General features: G+C 52.7%; 8 protein-coding genes. 6 read left to right on the plus strand and 2 right to left on the minus strand.

Annotated elements, in window-relative coordinates; translation table 11 throughout:
* Window positions 1-76: 76 nt before the first annotated feature.
* Entirely contained in the window at window positions 77-1,138 is a 1,062-nt protein-coding gene (recA, locus tag QEH53_RS04010) for a recombinase RecA (protein ID WP_309021843.1), read from the minus strand.
* A 302-nt stretch (window positions 1,139-1,440) separates the two neighbouring features.
* Here recA and QEH53_RS04015 point away from each other — a divergent pair, with 302 nt between their 5' ends.
* The 4 genes from QEH53_RS04015 (at window position 1,441) to QEH53_RS04030 (ending at window position 12,494) form a co-directional block, all read left to right on the plus strand.
* Window positions 1,441-1,782, plus strand: coding sequence for a glutaredoxin (locus QEH53_RS04015; protein WP_309021844.1), 342 nt, complete (start codon window positions 1,441-1,443; stop codon window positions 1,780-1,782).
* Window positions 1,783-1,883: 101 nt separating this feature from the next.
* Window positions 1,884-6,416, plus strand: a complete 4,533-nt coding sequence (gene gltB / locus QEH53_RS04020) for a glutamate synthase large subunit (protein ID WP_309021845.1) — start codon at window positions 1,884-1,886, stop codon at window positions 6,414-6,416.
* 119 nt (window positions 6,417-6,535) lie between these two features.
* Window positions 6,536-7,192 carry a hypothetical protein gene (locus QEH53_RS04025; RefSeq protein WP_309021846.1) on the plus strand — a complete coding sequence of 219 codons (657 nt, stop codon included), beginning with the start codon at window positions 6,536-6,538 and terminating at the stop codon, window positions 7,190-7,192.
* On the plus strand, window positions 7,185-12,494 hold the full coding sequence (locus tag QEH53_RS04030; protein ID WP_309021847.1) for a M12 family metallo-peptidase: 5,310 nt from the start codon (window positions 7,185-7,187) through the stop codon (window positions 12,492-12,494). The genes QEH53_RS04025 and QEH53_RS04030 overlap by 8 nt, the downstream gene beginning before the upstream one ends.
* A gap of 17 nt (window positions 12,495-12,511) precedes the next feature.
* On the opposite strand, the gene QEH53_RS04035 is transcribed toward QEH53_RS04030, so the two are convergent.
* Window positions 12,512-13,990 (minus strand): excinuclease ABC subunit UvrC, encoded by a 1,479-nt coding sequence (locus QEH53_RS04035; RefSeq protein WP_309021848.1) that lies wholly within the window; start codon window positions 13,988-13,990, stop codon window positions 12,512-12,514.
* 75 nt (window positions 13,991-14,065) lie between these two features.
* On the opposite strand from QEH53_RS04035, the gene QEH53_RS04040 reads away from it, so the two are divergent.
* Both QEH53_RS04040 and moaA read left to right on the plus strand, forming a co-directional pair.
* Complete coding sequence (locus tag QEH53_RS04040) at window positions 14,066-15,310, plus strand: competence/damage-inducible protein A (protein ID WP_309021849.1); 1,245 nt, start codon at window positions 14,066-14,068, stop codon at window positions 15,308-15,310.
* A gap of 57 nt (window positions 15,311-15,367) precedes the next feature.
* Window positions 15,368-16,381 (plus strand): GTP 3',8-cyclase MoaA, encoded by a 1,014-nt coding sequence (gene moaA / locus QEH53_RS04045; RefSeq protein WP_309021850.1) that lies wholly within the window; start codon window positions 15,368-15,370, stop codon window positions 16,379-16,381.
* Window positions 16,382-16,385 lie beyond the last annotated feature (4 nt).

The raw sequence follows: 16,385 nt of genomic DNA on the forward strand, positions 1-16,385 counted from the left end.
TACCCTTCCAACAAAAAGACCGCTTTGACAAGCGGCCTTTGAAAAAGGGAAGGGGAGAAACGGTGGCTCCGTCTGGCTACTTGCTCGTCGCTTCCTCTAGTTGCTTCTTTACGAGCAGGTCGGGATTGACCGTTTCCAAAATCTTGACCGAAATCTCCTCAAATACCTCTTTGTTCTCGGAGAGGAAAGTCTTGGCGGCCTCACGGCCTTGACCGATCAGATCTCCGTTATAGGAAATCCAAGCTCCTTTCTTTTCAAGCACCTTGTGCTCAATTCCAAGGTCCACGATCGATCCAGTACGAGAGATGCCTTCGTTGTACATGATGTCGAATTCGGCCTCGGTAAAGGGGGCGGCGACCTTGTTTTTCACCATCTTGATTCGAGTACGGTTGCCCATGACCGTACCCGAGTTGTCCTTGATCTGTCCGATGCGACGAATGTCCATCCGCACCGAGGAGAAAAACTTGAGGGCGCGACCGCCAGGAGTGGTCTCCGGGCTGCCGAACATGACACCGATCTTTTCACGGATCTGATTGGTGAACAAACAGATACACTTGGTCTTACTGACAATGGCAGTCAGTCGACGCATCGCTTGGCTCATGAGACGCGCTTGCGAACCGACCGTAGCATCACCCATCTGCCCATCGAGTTCGTTCTTGGAAACCAGTGCCGCAACAGAGTCGATCACGATTACGTCGATAGCATTCGAGCGGATCAAAGTTTCCGTGATATTGAGCGCGTCTTCACCAGAATCTGGCTGAGAAACCAAAAGATCGTCCACGTTAACGCCAAGCTTGCGGGCATACTTCGGGTCGAGCGCGTGTTCCACGTCGATAAATGCAGCAAGGCCTCCTTTGCGCTGTGCCTCAGCGATGAGGCTCAAACACATGGTCGTCTTACCAGAAGATTCCGGTCCGTAGATTTCGCAGATACGGCCGCGCGGCAAGCCTCCCACACCCAGAGCGAGGTCGATCGAAATTGAACCGGTGGATATCACATCCACATCCAACTTGGATCCACTGCCCAATCGCATGATCGACCCTTCACCGAACTGCTTAGTGATCGCGGAAATTGCGAGTTCGACGTTCTTTTCACGATCGTCAGAGGAGGGAAGGGGGTTCGTTTTACCTTTAGCCATGTGTGTTTTCGAAAAGTATTAGGGTTATCGTTGTGTTTGTACCAAATCTGCTTCCGCCAAACTGGGCTGGCAAGATTCGAGTGCTGTTAGGCCGCCTATTCTAGCGCCTCAACTCAGACATTTGCTGTCCGACACTGAAGGAAGTCACCATTTTTCACAATCTCCCAATTCCGCAGCTGGGCTTGCGAGAACCCAATTGTTCTTGCAGAAAGTCCTGCAGCCGCTTGAAAGTGCAGCTTCGTCACCTACATTCGCTCTACACGGCGCGAATATTGCAGAACAATCTACACCTAACTGACGACATGAAGATCAAAGCATACTTGAAACCAACTTGTGGCTGGAGCATGGGCGTACGTGCTATCATGGATAAGCACCAGCTCGAGTACGAAGACATTGACATCATCAACAATCCCGACAACTACGCGGAAATGGTCGCCAAATCCGGTCAGCCACTTTCCCCCTGTGTTGAGATCGACGGTGTCATGCTCGCTGATGTTTCCGGCGAGGAAGTCGAGCAGTACATGCTCGCCAACACGCTCGTCAGCTCGAGCGAAGCGGAGGCTGCGGCCCCGACAGACCGCGGCTGCACCGACGAAGAGCACGAAAAGATGCGCTCCGCGGCCAAGCCAATCCGATTCTTCTAAGATCTCTCGCCTTGCGCGAAGCGAACGAAACAAAGGCCGGAGACAACTTCCGGCCTTTTTTGCCTCTCACTTCAGAGTTTCCGAGACCCACACTTTTCAAAATGGACCAGATTCAAGCCTCACCACTTCTCTACAAAAAGGACTTTGAACATGACGCTTGCGGCGTCGGCCTACTTGCCAACATCAATGGCATACGCTCCCACGAGCTCCTCCAAAAATCGCTGCAAGCCCTCAAAAACCTGGCCCACCGCGGGGCCGTCGACGCTGACGCCATCACAGGCGACGGCGCTGGCATCCTCACCCAAATCCCCCATCAGCTCTTCCGTGAGTTTCTCGAGGACCAAGGCAAGAAGTTATTCAACGACGCCGATCTTGGTGTTGGAGTCATCTTTCTTCCTCGCAATGACGACTACGCCCAAGCCCATGGTCGCAAGATCATTGAAAAGGCGGTAGAAGCTGAAGGCCTCAGTCTACTCGCATGGCGCTACATCCCAGTCGACCCCAACTGTCTCGGGCGCAAGGCCGACCGCACTCAGCCACACATGGTGCAGGCCCTCATCGCCAAGACCGGTGAGCTGAGTGCAGAGGAATACGAACGCAAACTCTTCCTCGCCCGCAAAACCGCGGAACGTGCCGCAGAAGAAGCTCAACTGCAGGATTTCTACATCTGCAGCTTTTCTTGCCGCACTATTATATACAAGGGCATGCTCAATTCTCCGCAGGTCCGCAAATACTTCCCCGACCTGCGAGATTCGTCCTACACGACAAATTTCGTCATCTTCCATCAGCGCTACTCGACGAATACTTTCCCACAATGGCATCTCGCCCAACCATTCCGCATGATGGCTCACAATGGCGAAATCAATACCATCCGAGGAAACCGCAATCTCATGCGAGCTCGCGAAAATTCCAACGTCTACGGTATTTGGGGAGAACGTTTCGCCGATCTTCGCCCGATGTTACAGCCGGATATGTCCGACTCCGCCAGCTTCGACAACACCCTTGAGCTACTCACCCTCGGAGGACGCTCCGCCCTGCAAGCCGTCACCATGATGATGCCGCCAGCGTGGGAAAACAACGCACTACTCGATGACTCGATGCGTGGCTTCTTCGAGTACCACTCTTGCATGCTAGAACCTTGGGACGGTCCCGCCGCGATTGCTTTTGCCGACGGTCGATACGTCGCCGCCTCCCTCGATCGCAACGGACTTCGCCCCGCACGTTACAAAATATACGAAGACGGAACTTTCATGCTCGCTTCCGAGCTCGGCCTCATCGACGAGACCGACATGAAAACCGTCCGCACCGGCCGACTTGGTCCCGGCAAGATGCTCGCTATCGACATGGAGGAACACAAATTCCTCGACGACGACGAAATCAAAGCCCAACTCGGCAACGACGAGCGCTTCCAAAAATGGTGCACCGAGCACCTCGTGGACATTCAAGACTACGCAGCCAGCGCAAAGGGTAGCATTTCGAACTCCGAGGACGAAGAGGTCCAGCGCCAGCTCGCTTTCGGGTATGAGAAAGATGAATACGAAATCATCTTCAAGCCTATGGCCGAATCAGCAATGGAAGCGATCGGTTCAATGGGAGACGATACCCCACTTGCCTTTCTCTCTCGCAAACCGCGGTTGCTCTACAGCTACTTCCGTCAACTCTTCGCCCAAGTAACCAATCCGCCGATCGACTCCATTCGCGAGCGTTCGGTGATGTCCCTCAATACCTTGCTCGGCGGCCGGCTCGGCCTTTTCGAGGACCTTCCTCAATCGGCTGGCTTCATCAAGGCCAACAGCCCAGTACTTTTTAACAACGAGCTCGCAGCGCTTTTTGACGTCAAGTTCCTCAAAGATCGCGTAATCCGACTCGACGCAACCTATACGACCTCATCCGGTGCAGCCGGTTTAGAGCTCGCCTTGAAAGACCTGATCTCCAGAGCCCAAGACGCAGTCGAGAGTAACTCGGCCAAACTCATTATCCTTTCCGACAAAAATGTATCCAAGAATCGAGTCGCAATTCCGATGCTCCTTGCTATCGGAGCGGTCCACCAGCACCTCGTAAAAACTGGATACAGAATGAAGTGCGACTTGGTAGCAGAGACCGGCGAAGCACGCGACGTACATCAAATCGCCTGCTTGCTTGGCTTCGGGGCGAACGCGGTCAATCCTTACCTAGCACTTGCGATCATGACCAACTTCGCAGATAGAGGAGAAATCGAAGGTCTTGATGCCGCCGCAGCAGCGAATAACTACCGCACCGCGATCGATAAGGGTCTCCTCAAGATCATGGGCAAAATGGGCATCAGTACGCTCTTCTCCTATTGCCGTGCCCAGATGTTCGAAGCAATCGGCATCTCTCAAGACGTCATAGACGAATGCTTTGTCGGCACCCCCAGCCCTATCGGCGGGATTAGCTACGAACTCATAGCAGAGGAAACACTCGCACGCCACAAGCACGCCTACGATCCTGAACTTAAAGCCGAACTTGAAAGTGCCGGCTACTATAAGGTGATCCGCAACGGCGGAGAATTCCACGCATGGAACCCTAAGGTCGTGGGTGGTATGCACCGCTTCCTGAAGACACATAAAAAGGAAGACTTCGATACCTATCGCCAGCAGTCGGACGAGCATCAGCCTTACGCCATTAAAGACCTGCTTCGGATTAAGTATCCAGATTCTGGAGTCGATGTCAGCCAAGTGGAGGAGGTTGAAGACATACGCCGCCGCTTCTGTACAGCCGGGATGTCGCTCGGTGCTCTCTCGCCGGAATGCCACGAAACCTTAGCCATCGCCATGAACCGCATCGGCGGTAAGTCGAACTCAGGCGAAGGGGGAGAGGAACCGCGTCGTTACTCGCTACTAGAGAGCGGGGACAACGCTTCCTCAGCCATCAAGCAAGTCGCTTCCGGCCGCTTCGGTGTTACCGCTGAATACTTGGCCTCTGCCAAGGAAATCGAGATCAAGATCGCCCAAGGAGCCAAGCCCGGGGAAGGGGGCCAACTTCCGGGACACAAGGTCTCACCGCTCATCGCTAAACTTCGCTTTAGCGTTCCAGGCGTCACCCTCATCTCTCCGCCGCCACACCACGACATCTACTCTATCGAGGACTTGGCTCAGCTTATCTTCGATCTCAAGGAAGTGAACCCACGTGCCAAAGTCTGCGTGAAGCTCGTCTCGAGCTCCGGAGTCGGAACCGTTGCAGCGGGCGTGGCAAAAGCCTACGCGGACGTCATTCTCGTCTCCGGACACGATGGTGGTACCGCCGCCTCACCCCTCTCATCCGTTAAACACGCTGGCTCCTCATGGGAAATCGGTATCGCTGAAACCCATCAGGTACTCATGATGAACGGCCTGCGCAACCGCGTCACCTTACGCACAGACGGCGGTATGAAGACCGGACGTGACATCGTGATTGCTGCCATTCTCGGAGCCGAAGAATTCAACTTCGGAACGTCCGCGATGATAGCAGCTAGCTGTGCCATGTTCCGTGTTTGTCATTTGAATACATGTCCCGTCGGAGTAGCCACGCAAAGAGATGACCTCAGAGCGAAATACAAGGGTACCGCGGAAAACGTTATCAACTTCTTCAACGCAGTCGCGGAGGATGTACGCTACTACTTGGCCAAGCTGGGAGTCCGCAAGCTCGACCAGCTCGTCGGACGCACTGAATTCCTCGAGCAAATCGACGATCCGGAAAACCCGAAAACCGCTACGGTCAATCTCAGCGGCCTGCTTCACGATCCCGATCCAAGCGGCGAAGCACCTCGCACCCATACTCGTCCACGCAACGAGAGACTCGGTTTCGACGGCAGTCTTGACTCAACTATTATTCAAGAATCGCACGGTGTCATCGTCGGACGAGACGCGTCCTTCAAGGGCAAATACAAAGTAGGCAACACAGACCGCTGCCTCGGCACGCACCTATCAGGCGAAGTCGCCTACGTACGAGGACCGAACCATCTTCCCGCCGGGTCGATTGACCTCACCTTCAAAGGAACTGCAGGTCAGAGTTTCTGTACATTGCTCACCCACGGTATAAAGGTAACTCTACTCGGAGAAGCGAACGACTACGTCGGGAAATCGATGAGTGGAGGCGAAATTAGTATCCGCCCAGGGGAGGAACAGACCTACGACTGGACCCAAAATACGTTGATTGGAAACACCTGCCTATACGGTGCTACCGGAGGTAACCTCTTCGCAGCTGGCTTGGCAGGGGAACGTTTCGGTGTTCGTAACTCTGGGGCAGTCGCAGTCGTCGAAGGAGTAGGGGACCACGCCTGTGAATACATGACTGGCGGACTCGTCGTTTGTCTTGGAAAAACGGGTACAAACTTCGGGGCCGGCATGAGCGGTGGACTCGCTTTCGTCTACGACGCAGACAATACCTTCGACGGCTATTATAATCCCGCGATGGTCGACATCGAGCGCCTTGGTGACGGGGGTGAGATCGACGCACTCAAAAAAGTGTTGGAGGCACATCTGGAGAATACCCAAAGCCTCCACGCAAAGACGCTTCTCGAAGATTGGCAAATCACCACCGGGAAGTTCTGGAAGGTCGTGCCACATCCCTCCACTCCCGACACGCCGAAGAACGTGTTGAAAATCGAAAAGCTATCGATCCCGACGCTGAAATAGCCTCTATTGTAATACAAAAAGCCCCTTTGCATGCATGAGGGGCTTTTTTTACAGCTATTTCGCTTTGGGGTTTCTTCTAATACTTGCAGAGACTACGTACGCCTCACAGGCTTGCGCTCTTGCACCTCAAACCAAAGCTTTTCGCCTATCTTTTATTGGTGGTCGTTCTCGTCGCCGTGCTCGTGGTAGGGTTGAATCGAATACCACCGGAAGACCCCACCCAAGAAGAAGCCAGTAGCAAAGCAGCCGATTCCTCACCGAGAATTCGCTCGGCGCATCCCAAGTCGCCGCCAAATTCAGACAAAGTGGCTACGAACCAACCGGAGGGTTCCTTTGACTCGCTGACTTCAAATGATGATCCGCTTCCCCTCGACATTCTAGTATCTGAAAAACTACCTCCCGACCTCCACCCTCACAATCTCGGAACTTGGCTAGGTGCCTTCGAACCGCCTCCCAGCCAATGGGAGAAACTACGCACCTCCCAATCTGAGGTAATCAGCTTCAACCTGCGAACTCCAGATGGAGTTGACCACGAGGTAGCCTTCGGCCGGTTCACTAAAATTGGCACGAGCAAAGGCATTTATTCGGGCGCGATAAAGGGAAGCCCCTTTTCCGAAGCAATGATCAGCTTCGTAGGCGATGCGATAGTTGGCTCTATGAGACTTCCCGGACAAGGAATCGGTTGGGAGGTCCGCAATCAAGGCTCCGGAGTGCAGAAGTTCGAAAAGGTCGACCTCGCAAAACTCCCGGCCTGCGCCGCTTGCCGTCATGAATAGGACAAATCGACTTTCAAACAGTTTCTGGAGAGCGGCTCTTCCCATTTTTTTCCTGGTCATGTTTGGCGCCGCGTCGCCAGCTCGAGCTGTATATATAGACCTGCTCGTCGTCTACACGCCGAGCCTCGAGAACGATTATGGTGGCTACGACGGAGTCGAAGCTTTGGTCAGAGCTAGCGTGGAGAGCTCCAACATCAGCTTCGAAAACAGCAACATCGACATCGAGCTCCGATTGATAGGCCTTAGGAAAGTAGACTACCAGGAAGATAACGACGACATGAGCGTCGATCTCGACCACCTACGAAACCTCGACGGTGTAATCGACGAAACACGCACTTGGCGAAACGAAGTAGGAGCAGACGTTATCTATATGTTTCGAAGCGACAGCTACGATATCGATCATATCGGGCAAGCGTGGATACTCGAAGACGAGGGAGGAGAGGAAAGCTATGCCTATGGCGTCGTCACCGGCGAATATGTCCTCAGCGGCTTGGTGCTTCAACATGAAATCGGTCACAATCTTGGAGCAGCCCATGATCCTGACAATACCGACAACGGTGGTCTTTTTTCCTATTCATATGGTCACCGATTCACAATTTCCAATGTAACCTACCGATCTGTGATGGCCTACGCTCCAGGTTACGAAATCAACTACTTCTCCAGCCCTAATATCAAGTACGAGGGCGTCGCCACCGGCACCAGCCAACGCGATAACGCTCGCACCCTACGCAACACCGCCGCCACCGTCGCTGGCTATCGCAGCTTCAAGCCTAGCAAACCAACAGCGGTCGCAGACTACGACGATTCCGAATGGATTGAAGACACCGACAATAACGGATACGAGATGGTCACCCTCGACGGAAGCGGCAGCCGCGGGTGGCCCAGCGTCGAATCTTGGAACTGGTCGTGGCCGGGCGGAAGCGCAAGCGGCGAGACCGTGGACGCAAAGCTGCCACTCGGCACCAATACCGTGACCCTCACCATCACAGGGGTCGGCGGACTCAAAGACAGCGTGTCCGTCCAAGTGACCGTGCACGGTTTCTCGCCCATCGAAAACATATTCACAACCCAACAAGGACTGTTTCTGCAAAAGGCGGACGGCCGTACCACCGCGGCAGGCTACAATGGCGATAAGCTGATGGGAGTAGAAACGAACCAGTCCTCCATCACGACCCTTACAAAGATAAAGTTCGACAACCTGCATCAAGTCAGCGGCAAAGGAAGCCAAACGCTCTTTCTTCTAAAAGACGGGTCAGTGTATGGAACCGGCTACTACTGGAACCAGAACTTCCCAGATAAAGCTGTGGAGGGCTTTACCAAAATCTTCGACGGTGGCATTGTCTCCGTCGCCAGCGGATCCTCTCACTCGCTCTTCCTCGACGACAAAGGAAAAGTCTGGGGAGCTGGATCCAATTACGACGGCCAACTCGGTGGCGGGCCCGAGAGTCCTAATTCAACCGAACTATCCGTCATATTCGATTCCGGAGCCAAGGCCATCAGAGCAGGTCAAACGTTCTCCTCGATAATCGGGACTGACGGCTCCCTTTGGGTTAGCGGTAAAGTACGCTACGATCCCTTCGCTGGTGTAGAGTACTCGGACCATCGGAGTTTCACCAAAATCGAACAGAGCGGCGTTGTCGCCTTCGATTCCGGCGACGAACACATCGTCTACCTGAAGGAAGACGGTAGTGTATGGACCACTGGATACAACCGGGAAGGACAATTGGGAACGGGCGACCAAGATCGGAGAGTCGATCAAGCGCAAAAGATAGTGGATACAGGGGCCGCGAGCGTCGAAGCAGGATCCAACAACACCTACGTCACAATGAATGACGGAACTATCTGGGGAGCAGGGTACGGCCTGATAAGTCCTCAAGCCTTTCGCTCAGAAAACGCCTATGAGCTTCAGCCAATTTTTTCTTCGCGAGTACAAAAGATTTCAGCCAGCTACAACCTGCTCGCAGTACTCCTCAAAGATGGCTCCGTCTGGGTAGGGGGCCGCAATGACTATGGACAATTGGGGCAGGGTTATACAAGCCACCAGATGAGCCCGCTCCTGCAAACCACTCCTGTAACCGACCTCAGCCAGCCCAACGGAGCTCCCACTGCTCGGGGAAAAATCCTCGGGTATCCAATCGACGACGACGGAGATGGCTTCGCAACAGTCAACCTTGACGCCAGCGACTCCAGCGACGATTGGAGAATAGAGAGCTACCTTTGGACCCTGCCAGAAGGCTCAAGCAACGAGCAAAAACCAAGCGTTCTACTCCCAGTTGGCGAATCAAGCTTCACCTTAACAGTCTTCGATGATCAAGGCCTTCAGCACAGCCAAGACTTCATCGTCGAGGTAAAGCCCTACACTCGTCCCAAATCTGTGTACGCCAGCCAAAACCGCTTTTTTATCATAAAGGAGGACGGATCGCTCTGGTGTGCTGGGGACGTAGACGACCAGTTTTTTGGCTTCGACTACACAGAGTATTTTTTCGAGAAGCCTACCCCTGTCATGGCAAGCGACGTTGTGAAAGTCGTCGGTGGTTCCGACCACTGCATTGTCTTGAAAAACGATGGCAGCGTTTGGGGAACTGGTTCCAACAGCCATGGCCAACTCGGTCTCGGAGAACAGTTATCGAGCAACGGTTTCGTCGAAATCTGGCCAAGTGGGGCGACAGATATTGCGGCTGCGGCACACATGAGCTTGATCCTGCTCGACGACGGTACCGCTTACGGAATGGGCCAAAACTACCAAGCACAGATTGCAGATTCGGCAGCAGATTTAGTACACAGCCCTCACCGCCTGCCTCTTGAGGGAATAAGAGAACTAGCAACCAGTGGATACAATTCTATCTTGCTTCTCGAAGACGGAAGAATAGTACGGCTACAGTGCCCTACAGAGGAAAGAACGGAACCTTTCATAGAAATCGTGCAAGAGGGAGGCAAACACCTCGAAGCCGTCAACTCCAACCTCCTTCTTTACATTGACCAAGAGGATCGCGTTTCCCACAGAAGCCTCGGTTCATACGCACCCTATTTCGGAAACTACCTGGTGGAACCAGGTTTCGCATTCGATACTATAATTGATGAAGGCGTACTAGATATTCAACTACGCAATGAAAAACCTTTGGTCGTAGATGCAAACGGTGCGAGCTATACATTTGGCCAGTCGTATTCTCGAAGCTACAGATTTCCACTTTCCAAATATCAAAAAGACGACTTCTTCTTCTCATCCGTCGAACAGGCATCGGCCTACGACGACTTGGCAATTTTCCTTCTGCAGGACGGATCAGTTTGGCTCTCGACCGACAACTACCGTTTCGGTCAAGGCACAGCGAGAAACACGATCCCTTCTCTCATCAGCGAGCCATTCGAAACCAGCCAAAACATAGCCCCCATAGCTAACGTAGTCTATCCAGAGAAAACATACCTCTTGCCGGGAACACCCAGCAAGATGGTGACTCTCGATGGCAGCGGCTCTACCGACGACAAATTCATAAAGAGCTGGCTTTGGTCCTGGGACAACAATACCGCCAACCGACCCATTCTTTCAGAGTACTTCGACGTCGGAACCACCGAGGTCACTCTTGCCGTGACCGACTCAGAGGGTCTCTTCCACACCAAGACCGTGACCGTAACCGTCGAGGAGAATTCCGAAATAGCGAGCCTTTCTGGGTCATCATCAGCCAACGCAATCGTCTACCGCAACGGTTACGCCCTCATGCAGGGTTACACCGCTAGCACTGCCGTTGGGCAAGCCCACTCCAATAATGGCCGGGTTTACGGCCACCAGGTGACGCTCGGTAACATTGAACAACTCGAGAACGCATCGAATACTACCGGCCTGATAGACAAAGAGAGTGCCCTCTGGCTAACGGGCAACAACACCAACGGTGAGATGGGAATCGGGTACAAAAGCTCACTCGAACCATTCCACAAAGTCATACCCGAAAACGTAGTCGACTTTTCGCTTACCAACGATGCGAGCTTCGCCTGCTTGTCCGACGGATCCCTCTGGGCAACTGGCCTGAACCGCGATAGCCGATTCGCAAGCGATTCTATAGAATCCAGCGACGAATGGTTACAAATCATTGAATCCGGCGTATCCCAAGTAGAGACAGACGGCAGCACTGTCTACATCATGAAGGAAGATGGTTCAGTTTGGATGTTCGGTAGAAACCAAACCTTCGACTCGAGTTCTTTGCCCTACAACGCTATCATTGTATCCCCAATACAAATACTGGAAAGTAAAGCCGAAGAGATATTCTCCTCTAGCAGCGTGATTCTGGTGACCAAGCAAGACGGATCCCTCTGGGGCGCTGGGTCGAATAACTCTTCAAAGCTGGGACTTCCACTCAACGTTCAGCGAAGCAACCAGTTCGTAAAACTATCAAACGGCCCTGTAGCTAAAGCTCGTAGTGTCGGTAACAGAACAATCTGGCTCATGGAGGATGGAAGCTTGTGGGGAGTCGGATCAAGTTACAACCGACTCTTGGGGCTGGGAAACACTGACAGGTATACAGCCATAATGGACCCTCTTGCGCTTTTCAGAAGTGGCATCCGAGACTTCAGCCTCAGCAACGACGCAACTGTAGTGCTCACCGACGACGGATCCATCTACTCAACCGAAAAAGGCGACTTCGGCTACAACGACTCTTCCACCAACTACTCTTCGACTTGGCATCCTCTCTCCTCAGTTTCAAAACCTCAAGGAAACGCCAGCCCCGTCGCCAATGCCGGAAAAGACAGCCTTTTCTACACGACTCACGACTATGGTCACGTCTATCTTGACGGAACCTTGTCCCAAGACGATTGGGCCATCGAGAAGTGGCAATGGGACCTCAACGGGTACCAGCTAAATTCAGCTTTGACGGAGGCCTACCTGAACGTCGGAATCTACACGGCTACCCTCACAGTGACGGACTTCTTCGGTAACACCTCATCGGATACAGTAAAGATCGAACTTCGCCAAGGCAGTGCATTCGACGCGTGGCTTCGCACCTACTTAAGCGAGGAGCAAATCGACGCACTCAACGAAAAAAAGAACTCGGATTTCGATCAGGACGGGCATTCCAACTACATCGAATTTCTTTTCCAGACAGATCCCGCAAGCAAAAACTCCAAGGCTTCGCTTGGATGGTTACACAGTTCGGGATACCTGTTTCTGGATGTATTTGGATCAAGTGCCTACGGTGACCTTCCAATTCTCATGTCTACAGACTTAATACACTGGTCTCCTTGGGACGGAGCTGCAGTCGACCTACAATCGAACGGTCCAGTCTTTCTCAAGATTAGCGACCAACAGTATTGAATAGACTAGTACACGAACTAGCCCTTGTAGTGCTCATCAAGAAACGCTTTCAAGCGTGTTGCGGTTTCCAAGCCGATCCCGTCCACCGCGCGAAGCTCCGTGAGCGAAGCTGCTTTGAGGCGATCGATGCTGCCAAACTCATCGAGCAAGGCGTTTTTCTTTTTCGGACCTAGGCCGGTAAAGTCATCCAGTATGCTTTCGCGAATACGTTTGCTCCTCAGGTCGGCATTGAAAGTGTTGGCAAAACGGTGAGCTTCGTCGCGGCAACGCTGCAATAGCTGTAAGCCAGCATGTTTTAGCGGCAAACGTAGGGGAGGGCGCTCATCCGGAAAGATTATGGTCTCGTGCTTCTTCGCCAAGCCAATCATCTCAGGCGGGTCCAAGTCCTGCAGCAGAAAGGATTTTATGGCAGCTCCCACTTGCCCCATGCCACCGTCAATAACGATCAGGTCCGGGAATGGTTTGCCTTCCTTGTGCAACCTTCGGTAGCGCCGCCCCACCACTTCTTCCATAGAGCGAAAATCGTCGTTACCCTCGAAGCTCTTGATTTTGAAACGTCGATAACCTGCCTTGTTCGGTTTGCCACCCACGAACTGTACCATTGAGGCAACTACAAAAGTCCCTGAGATGTGTGAGATATCGAAACACTCGATGACGTTCGGCGGATTCCTCATGGACAGCTCATTCTGCAGCAACTTCAAAGTCTCCTCCGCACTATCCCTTACTGGAAGGTCTCGCTCGAATTTCCGCGTCTTCTTCAAGGACGCTTCCAAGGCAAAAACGATATCACGCAAAGCAGCAGCTTTTTCGTAGTTTCGCTCCGCTGCCTCTTTAGCCATTTCCTCCTTTAGTTCGTCGAGCCACTCCTTCGACTTTCCCTGCAGAAATTCGCAGGCTTGTTCTACGCGCCCTTGGTATTCCTCAACTGTCACCAAATTTTCATGACCGTAGATTTCCGAGCGTACATCGTCATACAAACGAAACCGATTCTCGTCTTCCTTCTTGGGTGAAGCATCGCCTAGTAGAATGCCAAAACGGCGGCGCATTTCCGAGAGGGTTTTGCGAATATGGTTCGCGTGGGCGAAGGGTCCGAAGTAGCGTGCCCCATCTTCCTTCTTGAAGCGAGCTAGGGCAAAACGCGGTAACTCTCGGGTCACGTCGACCCGCACTAAGAGGAAGCGTTTATCGTCCACGAAGTCCGTATTGTACTTCGGCTTCCATTTCTTGATGAGCTTTCCTTCTAGCAGCAAAGCTTCCGGCTCCGACCTCACTTCAAAGAACTCGAAATCTCGGATCATCTGCACCAAGGCTCGAATCTTCGGCTGGTGGGTAAATTTCTTGGAGGCCTGGAAATAGGAAGATACCCGCTTTTTCAGGCTCTTGGCTTTGCCCACGTAAATAACGGACCCCAGCCTATCCTTCATGAGATAGACCCCGGGCTTATCCGGAAGGCGACGCACCTTCTCCTTCAAATCACTGGACGCGGTTTCTGGCATTTTTCTTTAAGTTAGGAACATTTCAAATATAGCCAAGACCCCAATCCGAATCGCTTTTCAATCGTTCAAGCACAGATGCCAAGCAAACCAAAGATTATCCTCCTGACACTGGGAGAGGAGCTCCTCCTCGGGCTCACTCCCAACGGTCACCTCACCTTTATTGGTGATCAGCTCCGTCAGGTCGGCACTCCGCTTCACTCGAACATCACCATCTCCGACTCGCCAGAGGACATCGAAAGCTACTTCGAGGAATACTGGAAGCGAGCCGACGTCCTCATCACGACAGGGGGGCTTGGTCCCACTGTGGACGATCGAACCAAGGAAGTGATTGGCAAATGTCTCGGCGAAAAACTCGTTTTCGATCCCACTGTGATGCAAGCGATCGAAGATCGCTTCAAGATGCTAGGTCTCCAGCTCAACGAGAACAATCGCAAGCAAGCCTACCATTTCGAAAACGCGGAAGTTCTCCATAACCCAAATGGCACAGCACCTGGTTTATGGCTGGAAAAAGACGGCAAAATCCTAGCCATGCTACCTGGTCCTCCCCACGAACTGCAACCCATGTTCAAAGATCAAGTTCTTACTCGCTTGCAAGCCAAAGGACTCGTCCAAGATAGCGAAAACTATATCCAGATCCGCACTACAGGAATAGGGGAGTCAAATCTTGAGACAATGTTGCAAGACATTGCCGACCGCGAGGAGGGTCTAGAGCTCGCTTACTGCGCCCACCCAGGAATGGTCGACTTTCGCATGAGCTTTCCCAATCAAATAAATCCCTACGACCGGCTAACCGAGCTCGCCGAAGAGTGTCGACAGATGCTAGGGGAGGCTTTCCTGACGATTGGCAACGATTCGCTCGTCGATATTGTGTCCAAAATTTTACGACGGAAAAAGCTCAAGCTTGCAACCGTCGAGAGTTGTACTGGCGGATACATCGCAAACGAAATCACAAACATCCCTGGATCTTCCGAATATTTCGTAGGCGGACTGGCCACCTATAGTTCTGGGGCAAAAGAAGATCTCATCAGCGTACCCACGGAACTTATACAACAACACTCAGCGGTCAGCGAGGAAGTCGCCATTGCCATGGCAATCGGCGTCGCTGAGCGCCTAGAGTCTGATTACGCAATCAGCGTTACCGGATACATCGGTCCGGGAGGTGGCACAGAAAAAGATCCCGTAGGAACCGTATATATTGGTATCCACTCTCCATCAGGAACCCATGCCCAGCGCTTTAGCTTCCGCGGGCCGAGAGTCGCTCAAAAACATCGGGCCTTCAATGCGGCCATGGATATGCTCCGTCGGGAAATCATCCGCTAGTGCAGAAAAGCAAAGCAATCTTTACCTTTTGGAGCCTTCACCTTTAAAATCACCAGCATGAATCGAGTAGCGGACAAACTTAATCGGCCTCTGAGGGACCTGAGAATATCGGTCACCGATCAGTGCAATTTCCGCTGCTCCTACTGCATGCCTAGGGAAATATTCGGGCCGGAGTACGCTTTTCTGCCTAAAGATAAAGTGCTTAGCAACGAGGAGATCGTGTTCGTCGCTAAGAGTTTCGCTCAATTGGGAGTACAGAAGATCCGACTCACCGGAGGAGAACCCTTGCTCAGGCCCAACCTCAGCGAACTGATTGCGATCATCAACACAGAGACGAGCATCAAGGACATCTCGCTCACCACTAACGCCTCGTTGCTACCTCGCTACGCTCAAAAGCTTAAAGACGCCGGACTGAAGCGGATCAACATAAGTCTCGATAGTTTGGATACAGACCGTTTTGCTCTTATGAGCGGTGGACGATCTTCTCCCGAAGCGGTGATTCGAGGAATCGATGCAGCCGAAAAAGCGGGTCTCCCCGTGAAGATAAATATGGTTGCGAAACTGGGAGTGAACGAGCAGGACATTCTCCCCATGGTGAGCTACTTCCGCGGCCGAAAGATTACTCTTCGTTTCATAGAATTCATGGACGTGGGAGAGACCAATGCTTGGAAAATGGACCAAGTCGTCCCTGCCAAAAGAATACTCGAAACCATTGGAGAACACTTCCAATTCGAAGCCGTTGACCCTAGCTACACAGGAGAAGTCGCGTCGCGCTACCGCTTCTTGGATACAGGAAGCGAGTTCGGTATCATCACTTCTATTACAAGCCCTTTTTGCGGAACCTGCAACCGTGCACGCATCTCAGCCGAAGGCAAGCTCTTCACTTGCTTGTTCGCTAGTGAAGGGACCGACTTGAGAAAGCACGTCAGAGCTGGAATCAGCCAAGAGGAGTTCACTTCGCTCGTATCCAAAATTTGGATCTCTAGAGACGACCAATACTCCGAAGACCGAAGCAAAGGACGCCCCAGCAGGAGCAACAAGAAAGTGGAAATGTCCTACATCGGCGGGTAGAGCC

The organism is Pelagicoccus sp. SDUM812002 (assembly GCF_031127835.1).
GTDB lineage: Bacteria > Verrucomicrobiota > Verrucomicrobiia > Opitutales > Opitutaceae > Pelagicoccus.